The sequence below is a fragment of the Bergeyella cardium genome, from assembly GCF_003614945.1.
Taxonomy (GTDB): domain Bacteria; phylum Bacteroidota; class Bacteroidia; order Flavobacteriales; family Weeksellaceae; genus Bergeyella_A; species Bergeyella_A cardium.
In genome coordinates this window covers 634,235-652,217 of sequence record NZ_QYCZ01000001.1, presented here as the reverse complement: position 1 = coordinate 652,217, position 17,983 = coordinate 634,235, and the positions used below count along the sequence as shown (strand labels likewise).

The window sequence follows — 17,983 nt, the reverse complement described above, 5'->3', positions numbered from 1 at the left end:
GATAAGGGGATTAGAGGTTGTTGAGAACAAAATCGGTCATTAATTGGTAGAGATGTTGGCGGGTATTGCCTCCATAGATGCCGTGATTTTTGTCTGGATATGCCATAAACTCAAATTTTTTGTTGTGTTGAATAAGAGCTTCGGAGAATTCCATTGCATTTTGGAAGTGAACATTGTCATCCGCAGTGCCGTGAATCATTAAAAACTTGCCTTTGAGGAGATGAGCGTAGTGAGTGGGGGAATTATCATCGTAGCCGTGTGGATTTTCTTGTGGAGTAAGCATAAAACGCTCAGTATAAACGGTGTCATAGTACCGCCAATTGGTTACTGGGGCTACAGCGATGCCCATTTTGAAGGTATCGGCGCCTTTGGTCATCGCAAGAGAAGCCATATAGCCTCCAAAGCTCCATCCGAAGATGCCAATGCGGGTTTTATCGACGAAAGGGAGGTTAGAAAGCCATTGAGCAGCAGTGATTTGGTCTTCGATTTCGTATTTACCGAGATTTTTATAAGTTGCTTTTTTGTAAGCGGCGCCTTTGTAGCCCGTACCACGACCATCTACACAGACGATGAGATATCCTTTTTGTGCAAGGTGATTGAACCAGAGAGTATTGCCATTATCCCAAGCGTTAGCAACGGATTGAGAGCCTGGACCTGAGTACTGGTACATAAACACGGGGTATTTTTTGGTATTATCGAAGTCTTTTGGCTTGATAATGTAGGCGTTCATCTGGTCGCCCACCTTATTTGGAATGGTGAAGAATGATTTTGGGGAGAAGTTGTCCTCTTTAAGCCTGTGGAGCTGTTCATTATTGTTTTGAAGCTCTTTTAGGAGGGTGCCATCGCTATTTTTAAGGGTATAGGCGTGAGGATAGAGGGCGGTGGAATGAGTTTCTATGAAATAGCGGTAGTTTTTGCTAAAATTGGCGGAATTATTGCCTTCTTTATTGGAAATTACGGTTGTTTTTCCACTGATTATATTAGTTTTAGCAATAACTTTATTGATACTTCCGTTTTGAGTGGTTTGAATATAAACCTCTTTGGTGGAAGGGTTATAACCGTAGTAGTCAGTAACTTCCCATTTGCCTTTGGTGATTTGTTTTTTGAGCTTACCATTGGGATGATACCAGTAAAGATGCCTGAAACCACTGCGTTCGGAAGCCCATATAAAGGAATTATCCTCTAAAAAATCGAGAGTAACATTATCTGTATCAATCCATTGAGAATCCACCTCTGTAAAGAGCTTATCTACCTTTGCTGTTTGGGTATTTACCTTAAGAATATCGGAGGCATTCTGTGTTCTGTGGGAAGTTATAAGGATAATTTCATTGGGTTTGGCAGTTTGTAAGACATTGGGAATGTAATAGTTCTTAAACTGAGAGAGATTGAGGGGAATTGTAGTATTTTCATCTAATTTATAGAGATGAGCGGAGACTTTTGAGTTTTCTTCGCCTGCTTTTGGATATTTAAACCTCATCTCTTGGGGGTAAAGATTCTTGTTATAGATAGGGATGAGGACTTCTTTTACCTGAGATTCATCGGATTTGATGAAAACGATGGCGTTTGAGTTTTGAGTCCATTCGTATTGCCTTGAATGCCCAAATTCTTCTTCATAAACCCAGTCCGCCAAACCATTAATGATTTCATTTTTCTTTCCATCAGAGGTAATTTTGATGATTTTATTTGTATTTAAGTCTTGGTAAAACAGATTGTTATCTGCTACAAAGGCTATTTTAGTAGCATCTGGGGAAAATTTGGGCTCTTGGATGGGTTTTCCGTTATTAATATCTATCACTTGCCCTGTTTTAAGGTCTTTTACCCTGAAAACACCGAGGAAAGAGTGCCGATAGACAGGAAAAGACTCGGTAAGAAGGAGGATTTTGGATTCATCATTAGAAAATTCATAGCTTTGATAGCTTCCACTAACGATATAGCCGCTTTTTTCGGTGGTTTTATAAGCGTATTTGGCAATACCATTGCTCTCTATTACAGCATAATGCTCGCCATCGTTTAGAGAAGAAATTCCTGCAATGCCTTTGCCTCTGTAATAGCCAGAGTAGATTTTATCTAATGAGATTTCCTGAGCATAAATAGCAGAAAATGAGAAAATAGCAACCGATAAGAGTATTTTTTTCATAGGATTAAAATTAAAAAGCGACCAAAGATAATAAAATATCAAGGATTTATTACATTTGTAAAAAAAAGACTATGCCTCAGCTATCTATTAGGGCACAAAAAATGCCCGCATCTCCCGTTCGCAAACTGGTTCCTTATGCTTTACAAGCGAAACAAAAGGGAATTAAGGTTTATCATCTCAATATCGGACAGCCCGATATAAAAACCCCAGAGACAGCACTCGCTGCAGTACGAAATAATCATCTTGAAATAATGGATTATGCTCTTTCCGAAGGGAATATAGAGTATAGAACCGCACTTAGAGATTATTATCATTCGTTAGGATTTGAAGATTTGAGTACGGATAACTTTATTGTAACCAATGGAGGCTCAGAAGCACTGAGCTTTGCCATTTCTACCCTTTGTGATGACGGTGATGAGGTGATTATCCCCGAACCTTACTACGCTAATTATAATGGATTTACACAGGCGTTTAATGTAAATGTAATTGCTGTGCCTTCTCGTATTGAGCAAGGCTTTTGCCTCCCTCCTATTGAGGAATTTGAGAAGAAAATTACCAATAAAACAAAGGCAATTCTCATTTGTAACCCTGGTAATCCCACGGGGTATCTCTATACGCGTGAAGAACTTCAAAAGCTCGCCGATATAGCTGTGAAACACGATATTTGCATTATTTCTGATGAAGTTTATAGAGAGTATGTTTATGATGGAGAGAAGCAAGTCTCTATGCTTGAATTTAAAGAGGCTTCTGAGAATGTGATTATTGTAGATTCTGAATCTAAACGCTATTCTATGTGTGGTGCTCGGATCGGTTTCTTCATCACTCGCTCTCAAAAGATATACAATGCGGCTATGCTTTTTGCTCAGGCGAGACTTAGCCCTGTGCTTTTCGGTCAAATTGCTGCTACAGCGGCTCATTACAATGATACGGAGTACATTAACAGCGTGAGAGAGGAATATCAAAAGCGAAGAGACCTGTTGGTCGGTTTATTGAATGATATTCCAGGGGTATTTTGCCCAAAACCTAAGGGAGCATTTTATTGTGCAGTAGAACTCCCCGTAGATGATACCGAGACATTTGCTCAATGGCTATTGGAAAACTATTCTCTCAACAATGAGACCCTGATGCTCGCACCAATGGGCGGTTTTTATAGCAATCCAGAGCTCGGTAAAAAGCAAGTGCGAATAGCTTATGTGCTGAAAGAAGAAGACCTGAAACGAAGTGCTGAAATACTGAAAGATGCACTTGAAAAATATAAAGAGAGGGGGTAAAACTGATTGTTTATACCGCATTATACTTTATTTATTCTTTAAAAATTTTATTTATATTCTGCGATCGAGAAGACTAATTAAAGATTCTGTATTGGATTACTTATCCTTCAACGAGGGCTTTTATTAGTCTTCTTTTTTGAAAGCCTTAAGTATAAATTGAAAGACCATTTCATAATTATAAATAATTGAATTCAAATATATTCCCTAATATCTATATTTTGTAACAATCCTTTTTAGGATATTTTTGATATTCTATCTATATTTGCAAGCGAAAAGAGTAATTAATGTGCTGTGTGTTGGATTGCTAATCTACCCACCTTTAATTACTCTCTTTTTGTTTTAAAGATTTTGCTTGATTTCAATAAGTAAAAGAAATAAATATGCAGTCGATTATTATTAATATTGGAAATACGAATATTAGATTTGGGTTGTTTAACGATGAAAAGTGTGAAATTTCGTGGGTTTTGAATACAAAACCGTATAAAACAACCGATGAACTCTATATGAGCATACTAATGCTCTACCAAACCTATGCAATTGAGGTGAAAAATATAGAGCGGATTATTATTGGTTCGGTAGTGCCGCAACTTACTAAAGTTGTAGAAGTTGCAATACAGAAAATCCACCAAAAATCACCGACAATTGTGGATAGAAATACAAAATCTGAGGTAATTCCTAAGTCTAAACAGATGGGAACGGATATTTATGCCAATCTTGTTGCAGCCCATTGCCTTTACCCTGATAGAAAGAAGATTATTCTTGACTTTGGTACAGCACTTACTGCCAGCTGTATAGATGAAAATGGGGAAACGCTTGGAGTAATTATAGCACCTGGGATTATTACAGCGCTCAATAGCCTGATTAGGCAGACAGCACAGCTCCCTGAAATAGAATTGGTGCAACCTCAGTCGGTTTTAGGACTTGATACGGTAACTTGTATGCAAAGTGGGATGATATATGGCTATCTTGGTATGGTTGAAGGCTTTATTTCACGAATCAATAGCGAAGTAAATGACCGATGTTTTGTGATTGCAACAGGTGGTGTAGCTCATATTTATACACCTCTTACCGACAGGATTAATATTAGTGATAGACTGCACACACTAAAAGGACTTTACTACTTGGGGAGAGGAAAATAATGAAGAAGGAGAAGGGTTATAAGTATTTAGAGTTCTATTTTGTATAGGAAAAATGGCGTTCAGCACCCTTTGGGTGCTGAACGCCTATATAACCCCTAAATCACAAATATGAAAATCTATTTTTTCTTTGCTTGTTGATTATTCAGGAACATAAATAATCTCCCCGTTTTCAAGTTCATAGGCTACACCCACCTTTTTACCTCTGTTATTAGATTTATTGGTCTTATCCTCACTTGGAGTATATTTATTAATCTTCTTACCTTCTTTACTGATAATCTCCATATTGTCTTTTCCTGGGTTCTTTACAACAGTAAAATCTTCACCAGAGAAAAACTCCTGCATATTCATATTCATTACCATTGCGACCATCAGCGCTACGGCAAAGACCATTGCTACATCAAATAAATTGACCACCACACTTAGTGGGTCAGTATCTTCTTCCTGCCTGAAAGCAGGTACTCTGCGCTTTTTTCTACTCATTACTTTGTTTTTTGGTTTAAAATCTGAGCGATATAGTCTAAATTGCTGGTCTCTTTGGCATACCATCTTTGTTTAAACTGTAAAGTAACGATACCAACCAAACTAACAACCAGACCTACAACAGTAGTTGCAAAAACAACCTGCATATTATACGCCATACCCGAAATATCTCCTGAGGAAAGCCCTGTAAGCGCTGGACTCATCGCAATGAGCGTACCGATAAGTCCTAAAACAGGTCCCACCTTTGCCAATAGCTTGGAAGTGGAGATATCTTTGTCGGCTTCATTTTCAAAATTGGAAATCATAAAGTCTGAATAAGCCTCACTTGGTGAGTGAGTAAGCAAATCCCTAAGATACTTTATATATAAGGAATTATCTTTCTTTGGAAGGAAGGTTTTAAGCTCTGAAATATTGTCAGAATTAAGTGCTCTAATAGCAACTTCAAGCTGTTTATCATTCTTATACTTTGTAATAAAACGATTGTAAAAGCTACCGATGAGAAGAAGAGATCTACCAAAGAGAATGAGCAAGATAATAACATCGGGAATGAGCAAACTGTTTGCTACCCAGAAAAGTACTTTAGAAATTGTATCCACTTATTATAGTTTTTTATTTAATGATTGGCAAAAATAATTATTTGTATTTACTTTTAATAGATTTTATTCAAAAAAATGAATATTAAGTGCATTATTTTGCCATAAATCACTTTTTTTTTACCTTAGCACGCATCTAAAAATGTACAAAAAATGATTTCAGAGAAATTTATTAATCATTTAAAATCAGAACTTCAGAATATAAAAGATGAAGGTTTGTATAAAAATGAAAGGATAATCACTTCTTCACAGTCTGCAGAGATTGTTGCCAATGGAAAAAGACTTCTAAACTTCTGTGCAAATAATTACCTTGGGCTTGCCAACCATCCAGAGGTAGTAAAAGCCTCTCAGGAAATGATGAATACTCACGGCTATGGGATGTCTTCGGTGAGATTTATCTGCGGTACTCAAGATATTCATAAACAGTTGGAAGAAAAGATATCAAACTTTCTGGGAACAGAGGACACCATACTCTATGCGGCTTGTTTTGATGCTAATGGAGGAGTTTTTGAGCCTCTTTTCACCGATGAAGATGCGATTATTTCCGATGAGCTGAACCACGCATCTATTATTGATGGAGTTAGGCTGTGCAAAGCAGCAAGATACCGATACAAAAACAATAATATGGAGGATTTGGAAGCTCAATTAAAGCTCGCTTCCGAGAAAAATCACAGGTTTAAAATTATTGTTACAGATGGGGTATTTTCAATGGATGGTATCGTAGCAAATTTAAAAGGAGTTTGTGACCTTGCAGAGAAATATAATGCTCTTGTAATGGTGGATGACTCTCACGCAACGGGATTTATAGGAAAAACTGGGCGTGGCACTCACGAAGCAAATGAGGTTATGGGGCGTGTAGATATCATTACCTCTACTCTTGGCAAAGCACTTGGTGGTGCATTAGGTGGTTTCACCTCTGGCAAGAAGGAAATTATAGATATGCTAAGACAGCGCTCAAGACCGTACTTGTTTTCCAACTCTTTAGCTCCAGGTATTGTAGGTGCAACGATTAAGGTCCTTGATATTATCTCTAAAAATACTTCTCTAAGGGATAAAGTAATGGAAAATGCAGCATACTTCCGTACAAAAATGAAGGAGAAAGGTTTTGATATCCCTGATGGAGATGCAGCAATAGTCCCAGTGATGCTTTATGATGCACAACTCTCCCAGAAAATGGCGGAAAAACTTATGGATGAAGGGATTTATGTTATTGGCTTCTTCTACCCTGTAGTTCCAAAAGGTAAAGCGAGGATAAGAGTTCAGCTTTCTGCTGCACATACCAGAGAACATTTGGATAAAGCGATTAATGCCTTTGAAAAAGTAGGTAAAGAGCTTAATATCATTTAAAATCATCAATGAAAAGATAATGCTCAGTGAGTTTTTCTATGAGACTTGCTGAGTTTTTATTTATAATTCAACAAAAAGTACTGTATATTATGAGTGTTTCAGGGTAAGGAACCTTAATTAAGATATTATAATTATATTTGTTGGGTCAAAAATACTAATTCAATAAGAAACTCCTTACTATGAGTTTGGAATTTAATAAAAGAGAAGACATTAATCGTTTAAAACTATCGGAAGTCGGTACAATTCTCTCACAGGTAAAGCTGGGAGGTGGAGAAAAACGCCTTGAAAAGCTCCGCCAACAAGGAAAAATGACCGCAAGAGAGCGTATAGACTATCTTCTGGATAAAAATTCGCAGTCTATAGAGATTGGAGCATTGGCTGGCTATGAAATGTATGCTGAGGATGGCGGCTGCCCCTCAGGAGGCGTAGTAGTAGTGATTGGTTGTGTCTCTGGGAGGCAATGTGTCATCGTTGCCAATGATGCTTCAGTGAAAGCTGGTGCTTGGTTTCCTATTACAGGGAAAAAGAATCTTAGAGCACAAGAGATTGCGATGGAAAACCGATTACCTATCATCTATCTTGTGGATTCTGCAGGGGTTTATCTCCCTATGCAGGATGAGATATTCCCTGATAAGGAGCATTTTGGGAGGATTTTCAGGAATAATGCCAAAATGAGTGCTATGGGAATTGTTCAGATTTCTGCGATTATGGGGAGTTGCGTAGCGGGAGGAGCTTACCTCCCTATTATGAGCGATGAAGCTATAATTGTAGATAAAACCGCATCTATTTTTCTTGCAGGAAGCTACTTAGTAAAAGCTGCTATCGGGGAGAATGTAGATAATGAAACCCTTGGAGGAGCAACTATGCACTGCTCTATATCTGGCGTTACCGACTACAAAGCAAAAGATGATAAAGATGCATTAGACAGGATTAAGAAACTGATGAAATCGATTGGTGAGCAAGAAAATGCAGGATTTAACCGCATTAGCTCAGCAGAGCCAAAACGCAGTCCTGATGATATTTTAGGTATTATGCCCACAAGTAGAGCAGAGCAGTATGATACTTATGAAATCATTAAATGCCTTGTAGATAATTCTGAATTTGAAGAATATAAACCCGATTATGGAAAGACGATTATCTGTGCTTATGCACGAATTGATGGCTGGAGCGTAGGGATTGTGGCCAACCAGAGGATGATTGTAAAGAATGGGAAGGGAGAAATGCAGTTTGGTGGAGTGATCTACTCAGATTCTGCAGATAAAGCCGCTCGTTTTATTGCGAACTGTAACCAGAGAAAGATTCCATTGGTCTTTTTACAGGATGTAACGGGCTTTATGGTTGGTTCTAAGTCTGAACAAGGAGGGATTATAAAAGATGGAGCAAAGATGGTGAGTGCCGTTGCCAATTCGGTGGTTCCTAAGTTTACCATTATTACAGGAAACTCGTACGGTGCAGGGAATTATGCAATGTGTGGAAAGGCATACGACCCAAGGCTTATTGTTTCTTGGCCGTGGGCAGAATTAGCGGTGATGGGAGGAACTCAGGCAGCAAAAGTTTTAGCTCAGATACAGGAATCAGCATTAAAATCAAAAGGAAAAGAGATTTCTGAGAAGGAGCATAATCAAATACTTAAAAATATTTCAGTAAAATATCAGAAACAAACAGAAGCTGTATATTCAGCAGCGAGACTTTGGACGGATGCTATCATAAATCCTTCGGAAACGAGGAAATGGATCTCTATTGGTATAGAAATGGCTAATAACGCACCGATACAGGAAAAATTTAATTTAGGAATTATTCAAGTTTAACTAAAAAATAGATTAAAGATGAAAAAGAAATTATTATTTTTATCATTGTTTGTAGTGAATACCTTAGCATTTGCACAGTGTAAAATTATTGGTAAACCGAATATCACTATTAATGAAGTAGCACAATACACAGTAGATGTAGATTCCAGATGCTCGAACTGCTATGAGTGGAGAAATTTGGACAACAACCTCGTTATAATGAACAACGAGAACCAAAAGACTGTTACCGTAAAAGGAACTGGGGTTGGCTCCGGCGTTTTGAGTGTAGATGTGCCTACAATAGAAGGAAGTGTGAGATGTACTTTCCCTGTTAATATCTCTTATTCTGGAGGTTCAGCTCCAGTTATGAGTAATTCTTCGGATTGTGATATCAACATAAGAGAAGTGAGAGATGTAATAATGTCTGATGATGCAATAGCATTTTTTCCAGATTTAAATGATGATAATTACAGATATTATTGGACGATAGAGTACTTATCGGGAGAGACAATGACTTCAGTAGAAAAGGTACCACAGTTTCCATTTAACAAAACCTCTATGAGGCTGAAAACAGTGAAGCTAAGAGTAACCTCCAGAACCTGTTTAAAGGAATATACAAAGACTTACACAGCATCTAATATAAATCAGGAGGAAATAGACTGTGATATTAGTATAAAAGACTTTAAAGAAGTAAGAGTTTCTGATGATATTCTTGCATTCTTCCCAAGTTCAACGATGAATAATTATGCTTATACCTGGGAAGTGAGCTATTATAACGGAGAAACAAGAACTTCAAAAGAGAAAGTACCGCAGTTCCCAGCAAATAAAACCACAATGAGGGTAAAAACAGTGAAACTGAAAGTACAATCTAAGAAATGTTTGAAAGAATATACAAAAGAATATACTAAGGAAGCGATTTAAGACTTAAACCAACAGGATATAATAAAACTCCAGCATAAAGCTGGAGTTTTTGTCTATTTTTGCAAGATGAAAAAGCAGGAAGAAGCTAAAGAATATATAGAAATATACGGTGCGAGGGAGCATAACCTGAAAAATATAGATGTAAAAATCCCGAGAAATCAGCTGGTGGTGATTACAGGCCTCTCAGGAAGTGGGAAATCCTCGCTGGCATTTGATACAATCTTCGCAGAGGGGCAAAGGAGGTATATAGAGACTTTCTCGGCATATGCACGGCAGTTTTTGGGGGGCTTGGAGCGCCCTGATGTGGATAAAATAGAAGGTCTATCGCCTGTAATTGCCATAGAACAGAAGACAACGAACAAAAACCCTCGCTCAACGGTGGGAACGGTAACCGAACTGTACGACTTTTTACGACTGCTCTTCGCTAGAGTATCCGATGCATATTCTCTCACCACTGGTAAAAAGCTAATAAGCTATACTAAGGAGCAAATTCTCACTACTATTAAAAATAATTATCAAGACCAAAAGGTATACCTGATGGCTCCAGTCATAAGGTCAAGAAAAGGGCATTATCATGAACTTTTTGTACAAATGGCAAAAAAAGGCTACTCTCAAGCCCGAGTAGATGGAGAAATTATAGATATAGAATATGACCTAAAACTTGATAGATACAAGACCCACGATATAGACATCATTATTGATAAATGGATGATAGGCGAGACAAGCACCGAGGGTCGAATGGAAAAGTCATTAGAAACAGCCTTGGAACTTGGGGATGGCATTATCGGAATACAGAAAATGGGAAAAGAGAATATTGAATACTTTTCTAAAAACCTGATGGATGATGATACAGGACAGTCCGTAGCACTGCCAGAGCCGAATACTTTTTCTTTTAACTCACCAAAGGGAAGTTGCCCACACTGCAAGGGTTTAGGAACGATAAAGAGGGTAAACCCTGCATTTTTTGTTGAAAACCCCAAAATTTCTATTAATGCGGGAGCATTGCTACCACTTGAAGACATTAAATCTAATAAATGGATAGTTTCTCAGATTAAAAATATATTGGAGCTTTTTGGTCAGGAGCTTTCTACGCCATTTGAAGAGATAGTTCCTGAGGCTTTGGATGCGATTTATAACGGGATACACAAAGAGGAAATCCGAGAGCTGAAGCATGCTGGGATTTCAAAGAAGATTCGGATTAATTTTGAGGGGCTTATCGCCATTATTGAGGAGATGATAGGGCAAAAAGAATCGTATGATGCTACACTTTTGGAGAGGCATTATACGACGGAGGAGATTTGCCCAGAGTGTAAGGGGGCGAGGCTAAAACCTGAAAGCCTGAGCTTTAAAATTGATGAGAAGAATATAGCAGAAGTGGCCTCGCTAAGCCTTTCTGAGCTGATGGAATGGCTAAATGAAGTGGAGGACACCTTTTCTGAGAAGAATAAAGTAATTGCTCACGAGATATTGAAGGAGATACGAGGGCGATTGCAGTTTTTATTGGATGTAGGGCTTGATTATCTGAGCCTGAACCGAAGCTCTCGCACGCTTTCGGGGGGAGAATCTCAGCGAATTCGTCTTGCTACGCAGATAGGTTCTCAGCTTGTGAATGTACTTTATATTTTGGATGAGCCATCTATTGGTCTTCACCAGCGGGACAATGAAAGATTGATTAAATCGCTTAAAAATCTAAGGGATATAGGCAATTCTGTACTCGTAGTGGAGCATGATAAGGAGATGATTATGGAAGCTGATGAGGTATTAGACATCGGTCCGAGGGCTGGGAAGCTTGGTGGAGAGGTACTTTGGCAAGGTTCGCCAAAAGATTTGGTGAATGCAGAGACGATTACGGCTGATTACATCAATGGGAAGAGGAAAATTGAGATTCCTAAGGAGAGAAGGCTGGGGAATGGAAAATCCTTGATACTGAAAGGGGCAAGTGGGCACAATTTGAAAGATATAGATGTGGAAATACCCCTTGGAAAGCTGGTGGTAGTGAGTGGTATATCGGGAAGTGGGAAGTCTTCGCTGATTAATGGGACGCTCTACCCTATTCTGAACAAGCATTTTTATCGTGCGATACAAGAACCGCTGCCCTATAAGTCTATTGAGGGCTTGGAGAATATTGATAAGATAGTGGATGTGGATCAAACGCCGATTGGTAGGACTCCTCGCTCGAATCCTGCGACTTATACGGGGGTATTTTCGGATATTCGGACGCTATTTGCGGCACTTCCAGAGAGTAAAATCCGTGGTTACAAGCCTGGGAGGTTCTCTTTTAATATAAAAGGAGGAAGATGCGAGACCTGCCAAGGTGGTGGGCTGAAAGTTATTGAAATGAACTTCCTTCCTGATGTTTTTGTGCATTGCGAGACCTGCCACGGGAAGCGATTTAACAGAGAAACACTGGAAGTGAGGTATAAAGGGAAGTCTATTTCGGATGTTCTTGAGATGACGATAGATGAAGCAGTGGAATTCTTCCAGCCTATACCGAAGATTTATAATAAAGTGAAGACATTGCAGGAGGTTGGGCTCGGCTATATCAGTCTTGGGCAGCAATCTACGACGCTTTCTGGGGGTGAGGCACAAAGAATAAAGCTCGCTACCGAACTTTCTAAAAAACAAACAGGTAATACCCTCTATATCTTGGATGAACCTACGACAGGTTTGCATTTTGAAGATGTAAAAATCCTGATGGAATCGATTAATAAGCTTGTGGATTTAGGGAATAGCTTTATTATTATAGAGCATAACCTTGATGTGATAAAACTTGCAGACTATCTCATTGATATTGGCCCAGAAGGTGGGAAGAATGGCGGGATAATCGTAGCAAAAGGGACTCCCGAAGAAGTAAGCGAAAATAAAAACTCGGTTACAGGGAGCTTTTTGAAAAGGGAATTGTAATCAAAGGGAGGCATTGCCTCCTTTTTCTATTTAACTTTAGGGGTGTAGAGGGATCAGAGACCCCTTTTTTATTTGATTTTAGGGGGAGAAATAGGGAAATACTGTTTTCTGCTCCCCTACCCTAGCGTATTTTAATGAAAATGGAGGGAATAGTGGTGTAAATAGTACTTAATTTTATGAAATTTTTAATGTTTTAGGTAGGAGTATTGAAATTTCATAGTTGAGTAAATCTTTTTACTGGTTGAGTATTCAATTCTCCAAGTTGAGTATTGAATTTTTGCTCGTTTTGAGGCATTTTTTATAGTGAAAAATGCCTTTTTTTATGCAAATATTCAGTTTTTTGATTGGAGTATTGATTTTTTTGCAAGGAGTAAGTTTTTTTTGTAGTTGAGTAATGCTTTTTACCTATTGAGTATTGAATTTTTGATAATGAGTAAGGTTTTTTACTGATTGAGTGTGCATTTTTTCGTGTTGAGTATTGGTTTTTTGATAAAAAGTGAAGGAATTTAGGTGGGGAGAGAGGAAGTTTTGAGATTGAATATTGAATTTTTGATAAAAAAGAAGAGATTTTAGAGAAAGATGGAGAGGGTTTTGGGTACAAGGAGAGGAAATTTTAAGGAAAATGGTCTTATTTATGAGGAGTATTTTCTCTATTTAAGGAGGAGAGGAAAGAATTTTGAGGGAGGGGAGCTATGCAGAGAAGAGAGTTTTGAGCCAATGGTCAAGGGAGAGGGTATTGAGGAGCTTGGGAGGGAGAGGAACGAAGGGAGTTTGGAAAAATGAGAGTGGAATCTCGGGGTTTTCTCTATCAATAATGAGGATGTTCTGTGGAGTGTAGAAATTATACTGCTGAATATCAGGATTTGTAGTGATGAGTTTATTTCCAGAGGCGAGAGCTTCGAAGGTACGCATTGTAAGCCCTTTTTGGAAGGGTTTATTGATGTCTAAAACGGCGATAGAACGGCGATAATAGCTGTAAATCTGCTGATGAGAGAGTTTATGAAAGCTGATTTTTGAGGAATCAAAGTATTTGAGATGAGGATCGAAGAGTTTTTTGAGCTTGAAGACCCATTTATTCATTGCATAGTAATAGAAAAAGGTGTTGAGGTGGATTTTTTCGGTGACTTTTCTGACTTTTTCGCCTACGATATAGCGATCGGTGTGTGCGGAGCCGATGAAAACGAGGTCAAACTCCTTTTTTTGACTGGTTTCTTGCGCATTATAATCAGGAATAAAGAAGAGAGGGAGGAAATGGAGGTGTAGTTCTTTAGCATCGTGAGGGTCAAAGCTGAAGGCTTCATCAAAATAGGGAAGATGGGCTTTGAGGTGAGGATATTCGCTGAAAGAATCGAAGGAATAGTAGATTTTTTTAGTATGAGGATGGCTATTAATCAGTTCTTTAAGAAAAAAATCGGGAACAGCTTCGCCTTTTATTAGGAGGAAATAATCAAAATGTTGATTGGTGATATTTTTTAGTATGGAATGATAGTATTTATTGATTTTGTGCTGGATAAAAGACTTGTTGAGCCTAATAATTCCCTTCTCAATGAGGGTATTTGAGGGTCGCTCATCGAAGAAAATTACCTCAGCACCGAAATCTGTGAGGCGCTGGGCGATTTTCTTTTCATATTGAAAGAAACTGACTGAGAGAAAGAGGATTTTTTTACCTTTTAGATTCATATTCTTTTATTTAAGGAGACCTTTTTTCTTCATTTCTTCAATTGATTCTTTGAATTTCACATCTTTTATGCTTTGATTGAGAACCCATTGGGTGAATTTTTGTATTCCTTCTTTGAAATTGACCTTAGGCTGGAAGGAAAGGAGGTTTTTTATTTTGGTAATATCGGCGAAATTATGGCGAATATCGCCTATTCGGAAGAGACCAGAGATTTTGGCATTGGTAGTTCTATTATAATTGCGTATCAATTCATTAGCAACAGTGATAATATTTGTATTAATGCCTGTACCGACATTAAAAATATGGTTATTGGCTTCAGTTTTCTCAATGGCTTTGATGGTGGCATCGACGACATCGCTGATATGGATGAAATCGCGGGATTCTTTGCCGTCTTCAAAGATATTTATGTCGTTTCCATTGAGAATCTGTGCAGAGAAGATGGATAATATGCCTGTGTAGGGGTTTAAGAGAGACTGTCCTTCGCCATATACATTTTGGTACCTTAATGATACGGCGGGGATGCCGATTGCGGCACAGAGTGTCATAATCATCTGCTCTTGTGTGTGTTTTGTGATGCCGTAGAGGGAAATCGGGTGCGTTTTGGAGCTCTCATCGGTGGGAAGAGGAGTGAGCAGTTGATCATCATTGTATTTCACCTCAAAATCACCTTTTTTCATATCTTCAACTCGTCTTTGAGTAGGATAAACGATGTCGATTTCGGGGTGAAGGTACTTGCCTTCGCCGTAGAGGGCTCGAGAAGAGGCGAGAATGACCTTCTTAATGCTATGAGAAGAGTTATTTATCAGTACATCAAGCATTTTAGAGGTGCCAAGGACATTGACTTCGGTGTATTTATTCACTTGATACATTGATTGACCAGTGCCTGTTTCAGCAGCGAGGTGAACAATGACTTCTTGGTCTTTAATTGCTCGTTCCCAATCGGATATATTGGTTACATCGCCGTGAATAAAATGGACTTTATTGTGAATACTCCTGTAAAGAGGCGAATTTTCTAAGGGATGAGTGCTGTGAATTTGTGGGGAAAGGTTGTCTAACACCGTAACTTTGTGCCCTTTATCTATAAGCTCGAGCGAAAGGTTGCTACCGATAAAACCTGCACCTCCTGTAATGAGAATTTTTAGCATTTTGAGAAAAATTACCTGCCAAATTTATGATAAAAAGTGCGGAAGCGAAGAAAAATGTATTTTAACCTGTAAAAAATGCGGTAAATAATGAGTTCTATGAAGGATATTCGCTTCATTAGGTACATTTCTTTGAGGTTTTTTCTGTATCCTTTTGCCATTTCGGGGAGGTTGGCAGATAAACCTGATACACCGAATGTTCTTTTGCCTTGACCTGCGATAACCAAGCTCTGATTGAAGATAAATAAGTGATGTTTTTCAGAGATTTTTAGCCAATAATTGACATCTTCAGCGTAGTTTTGATTTTCACAGAAGTAACCAATGCTATTGAGAATCTCTCTCTTGAAAATAACGGTAGAAGGCTGGATTTCATTACGAAAAAGGAGCTTTCTAAATGTGACTTTGCAGAGATTTTTACGAGTAGCGTAGGGGAAAAGGAGTTTTTTATCATTAAAACGGGTAGCTAGGAAATCAATTTCCTGATGATGAAGTAAATAATTGAGCTGGGTTTCTGTTTTGTGGGGGAGCCACTCATCGTCTGCATCAAGGAGGGCGATATAGCTGCCTTTGGAGTGCTTTAAGCCTGCATTTCTGGCGGAAGAAACCCCTTTATTCTCCTGATTAATAAGATGGATATCAAGCTCTGGATGGGAGTGGATAAAATGTTCTACCAACAACTGACTATTATCGGTAGAGCCGTCATTAATGATGATGATTTCTAAGCTATTATCAAAATTTTGAGCTTTAATTGAGTTTAAAGCACGAATAATACTGCTTTGAGCGTTGTATAAAGGGATGATAACGGAAAGCATAGGGGTAGGATTTTAGCTTTTTTCGTTGTAAGGAGAGCGGTTGATAATCGAGCGGCCGAGAGAAGCTTCATCGGCGTACTCTAACTCGTCCCCTACGGAAATTCCCCGTGCAATACTGGAAAAAATCACAGGGAAATGCTTCATTTTTTTGTAGATATAATAGGCTGTAGTGTCTCCTTCCATCGTTGCACTAAGGGCAAAAATAACTTCTTTTACCGTGCCTTCTTCTAATTTGTTTTTAAGAGCAGAAATATGGAGCTGATTAGGACCGATACCCTCTATGGGAGAGATTTTACCACCCAAAACGAGATATTTGCCTGTGTATTTGCCTGTATTTTCTATTGCCATTACATCCCTTACATCTTCTACAACGCAGATAAGTTCGGGATTGCGACTATTACTCGCACAAATGCTGCATTTTTCATCGTCTGAGAAGTTGTAACAGTCGGTACAATAGTTAATTTCCTGAACAAGTTTTTTTAATGAATCAGCGAGAGCTAAAGCCTGGGTTTCATTTTGTCTCAAAAGGTATAGAGCAAGCCTTAGAGCGGATTTTTTTCCTATTCCTGGTAGCCCAGAAATCTCTTCAACGGCTTTAGAAAGGACTTTACTTGGGTATTCCATTCGGCAAAGATAGGGATTTACTCAAAAGAGCATTCTATTAAAAAGATTGATAAAAAAAATCTTTGCTTCCCAACAAAGATTTAAGGTATAGATTTAGTGAAATATGCTATTGTATAAGAGAAATCTTTTAGAATTTCATAAAATCTTTTACTACTCCACCATTCTGAGTGTGAGGCATTAGCTCTTTTTCTATAAAACTTATGATGGCTTGCTCTCCTACCCCTCCAGAAGGGAAAAGGAGATGGACATTGGCGCCTGCATCAAGGGTAAAGAACAGAGATAAGGAGGTTTCTTTACGAAAAGCCCAGATTTTATTGATGACTTCCAAAGTAGAGGTTTTCATCAGGATGAAAGCAGGCTCACTCATCATCATCATTGCGTGTAGCGTAAGAGCTTCGTGCTCTACTAACTTGATAAAACCTTCTAAATCTCCTGTTTTCAGGATATTTTTTAGAGTAAAAAAGTTATCCCTCGCCTCTTGGAATCGCCTTTCTGCATAAGGATTGGTATTCATAAGGCTATGACCGAGTGTGGAAGAAACGGACTTCTGCCCTTCGTGGATGAGGAGTACCCAATCATTAAAATCCTTAAAAACAGGGTGAATATCTTCATTAGGATAGGGAATAGCATACTCGTCTGAGCTGTTTTCTACGGCTTCGGTCTGCCCCCAAACCACTAAACCATTATAAAGGCTTCGGCAAGCACTTCCACTGCCCAAGCGAGCCAATAAAGAGGCTTTTTGAAGGGTGTTTTCTTGATTAGGCTGAAGCTGAGTATCTATATCTACCAAGCATTTAGCGATGGCTCCAAAACCAGATGCCGAACTTGCAATTCCAGAGCTGTGTGGAAAAGTGTTTTCTGTGTTAATAACAAACTTGCCACTTAAAACCCAAGGCAAATAAACCTCAATTTTCTTAAAATATTTCTCAATTTTATCGGCAAAAAGCGGTTCTTCCTTTCCAGAAAGAAAAGTTTGAACGGAGAACACCTCCCCCTGTATAAATTGCATCTCTGTAATGGTCTTACAATGATTGAGGGTATAGCTAATACTGGGATTTGCTGGGATTTGGTTATCATATTTCCCCCAATACTTGATGAGAGCGATATTTGAAGGGCAAGTCTGAACACTGGTATAAGTCATATCCAAT

14 protein-coding genes are annotated in these 17,983 nt (G+C 38.5%); 6 read left to right on the top strand and 8 right to left on the bottom strand.

Features of this window, described 5'->3' with window-relative positions; genetic code table 11:
- Positions 1-10: 10 nt before the first annotated feature.
- The gene (locus D8991_RS02905; RefSeq protein ID WP_120488690.1) at positions 11-2,137 is read right to left on the bottom strand and encodes a S9 family peptidase; all 2,127 of its coding nucleotides are present in this window, start codon (positions 2,135-2,137) and stop codon (positions 11-13) included.
- Positions 2,138-2,208: 71 nt separating this feature from the next.
- On the opposite strand from D8991_RS02905, the gene D8991_RS02900 reads away from it, so the two are divergent.
- Positions 2,209-3,408: a pyridoxal phosphate-dependent aminotransferase gene (locus tag D8991_RS02900; RefSeq protein WP_120488689.1), complete on the top strand. Its 1,200-nt coding sequence runs from the start codon at positions 2,209-2,211 to the stop codon at positions 3,406-3,408.
- 380 nt (positions 3,409-3,788) lie between these two features.
- The gene (locus D8991_RS02895) at positions 3,789-4,547 is read left to right on the top strand and encodes a type III pantothenate kinase (protein WP_120488688.1); all 759 of its coding nucleotides are present in this window, start codon (positions 3,789-3,791) and stop codon (positions 4,545-4,547) included.
- Positions 4,548-4,685: 138 nt separating this feature from the next.
- Here the strand turns inward: D8991_RS02895 and D8991_RS02890 are convergent, their stop codons facing one another.
- Both D8991_RS02890 and D8991_RS02885 read right to left on the bottom strand, forming a co-directional pair.
- Positions 4,686-5,027, bottom strand: a complete 342-nt coding sequence (locus D8991_RS02890) for a DUF2149 domain-containing protein (protein WP_120488687.1) — start codon at positions 5,025-5,027, stop codon at positions 4,686-4,688.
- A complete protein-coding gene (locus D8991_RS02885; RefSeq protein ID WP_120488686.1) occupies positions 5,027-5,623 on the bottom strand; it encodes a MotA/TolQ/ExbB proton channel family protein in 597 nt (198 codons plus the stop codon). The genes D8991_RS02890 and D8991_RS02885 overlap by 1 nt, the downstream gene beginning before the upstream one ends.
- A 150-nt stretch (positions 5,624-5,773) precedes the next feature.
- Here D8991_RS02885 and kbl point away from each other — a divergent pair, with 150 nt between their 5' ends.
- The 4 genes from kbl (at position 5,774) to uvrA (ending at position 12,579) form a co-directional block, all read left to right on the top strand.
- Positions 5,774-6,967 (top strand): glycine C-acetyltransferase, encoded by a 1,194-nt coding sequence (kbl, locus tag D8991_RS02880; RefSeq protein ID WP_120488685.1) that lies wholly within the window; start codon positions 5,774-5,776, stop codon positions 6,965-6,967.
- 179 nt (positions 6,968-7,146) lie between these two features.
- On the top strand, positions 7,147-8,775 hold the full coding sequence (locus tag D8991_RS02875; RefSeq protein ID WP_120488684.1) for an acyl-CoA carboxylase subunit beta: 1,629 nt from the start codon (positions 7,147-7,149) through the stop codon (positions 8,773-8,775).
- Positions 8,776-8,793: 18 nt separating this feature from the next.
- The gene (locus tag D8991_RS02870; protein WP_160223758.1) at positions 8,794-9,675 is read left to right on the top strand and encodes a hypothetical protein; all 882 of its coding nucleotides are present in this window, start codon (positions 8,794-8,796) and stop codon (positions 9,673-9,675) included.
- Between the two features lie 66 nt (positions 9,676-9,741).
- A complete protein-coding gene (gene uvrA / locus D8991_RS02865; protein ID WP_120488682.1) occupies positions 9,742-12,579 on the top strand; it encodes an excinuclease ABC subunit UvrA in 2,838 nt (945 codons plus the stop codon).
- A gap of 690 nt (positions 12,580-13,269) precedes the next feature.
- Here uvrA and D8991_RS02855 read toward each other — a convergent pair.
- The 5 genes from D8991_RS02855 to D8991_RS02835 form a co-directional block, all read right to left on the bottom strand.
- Positions 13,270-14,259: a CgeB family protein gene (locus D8991_RS02855; RefSeq protein WP_120488680.1), complete on the bottom strand. Its 990-nt coding sequence runs from the start codon at positions 14,257-14,259 to the stop codon at positions 13,270-13,272.
- 6 nt (positions 14,260-14,265) lie between these two features.
- Positions 14,266-15,402, bottom strand: coding sequence for an NAD-dependent epimerase/dehydratase family protein (locus D8991_RS02850; RefSeq protein ID WP_120488679.1), 1,137 nt, complete (start codon positions 15,400-15,402; stop codon positions 14,266-14,268).
- An 11-nt stretch (positions 15,403-15,413) separates the two neighbouring features.
- Entirely contained in the window at positions 15,414-16,211 is a 798-nt protein-coding gene (locus D8991_RS02845; RefSeq protein ID WP_120488678.1) for a glycosyltransferase family 2 protein, read from the bottom strand.
- A gap of 12 nt (positions 16,212-16,223) precedes the next feature.
- Complete coding sequence (gene recR, locus D8991_RS02840; RefSeq protein ID WP_120488677.1) at positions 16,224-16,835, bottom strand: recombination mediator RecR; 612 nt, start codon at positions 16,833-16,835, stop codon at positions 16,224-16,226.
- 127 nt (positions 16,836-16,962) lie between these two features.
- Positions 16,963-17,976, bottom strand: a complete 1,014-nt coding sequence (locus tag D8991_RS02835) for a diphosphomevalonate/mevalonate 3,5-bisphosphate decarboxylase family protein (protein WP_120488676.1) — start codon at positions 17,974-17,976, stop codon at positions 16,963-16,965.
- Positions 17,977-17,983: the final 7 nt, after the last annotated feature.

What these genes read in the sequence shown, in the direction of transcription:
- D8991_RS02855 (WP_120488680.1), bottom strand. Translation starts at nt 14,259, where the DNA reads ATGAATCTAAAAGGTAAAAAAATCCTCTTTCTCTCAGTCAGTTTCTTT.
- D8991_RS02835 (WP_120488676.1), bottom strand. Translation starts at nt 17,976, where the DNA reads ATGACTTATACCAGTGTTCAGACTTGCCCTTCAAATATCGCTCTCATC.
- D8991_RS02870 (WP_160223758.1), top strand. Translation starts at nt 8,794, where the DNA reads ATGAAAAAGAAATTATTATTTTTATCATTGTTTGTAGTGAATACCTTA.
- D8991_RS02900 (WP_120488689.1), top strand. Translation starts at nt 2,209, where the DNA reads ATGCCTCAGCTATCTATTAGGGCACAAAAAATGCCCGCATCTCCCGTT.
- D8991_RS02875 (WP_120488684.1), top strand. Translation starts at nt 7,147, where the DNA reads ATGAGTTTGGAATTTAATAAAAGAGAAGACATTAATCGTTTAAAACTA.
- D8991_RS02890 (WP_120488687.1), bottom strand. Translation starts at nt 5,027, where the DNA reads ATGAGTAGAAAAAAGCGCAGAGTACCTGCTTTCAGGCAGGAAGAAGAT.
- D8991_RS02850 (WP_120488679.1), bottom strand. Translation starts at nt 15,402, where the DNA reads ATGCTAAAAATTCTCATTACAGGAGGTGCAGGTTTTATCGGTAGCAAC.
- D8991_RS02895 (WP_120488688.1), top strand. Translation starts at nt 3,789, where the DNA reads ATGCAGTCGATTATTATTAATATTGGAAATACGAATATTAGATTTGGG.
- kbl (WP_120488685.1), top strand. Translation starts at nt 5,774, where the DNA reads ATGATTTCAGAGAAATTTATTAATCATTTAAAATCAGAACTTCAGAAT.
- D8991_RS02845 (WP_120488678.1), bottom strand. Translation starts at nt 16,211, where the DNA reads ATGCTTTCCGTTATCATCCCTTTATACAACGCTCAAAGCAGTATTATT.
- recR (WP_120488677.1), bottom strand. Translation starts at nt 16,835, where the DNA reads ATGGAATACCCAAGTAAAGTCCTTTCTAAAGCCGTTGAAGAGATTTCT.
- uvrA (WP_120488682.1), top strand. Translation starts at nt 9,742, where the DNA reads ATGAAAAAGCAGGAAGAAGCTAAAGAATATATAGAAATATACGGTGCG.
- D8991_RS02905 (WP_120488690.1), bottom strand. Translation starts at nt 2,137, where the DNA reads ATGAAAAAAATACTCTTATCGGTTGCTATTTTCTCATTTTCTGCTATT.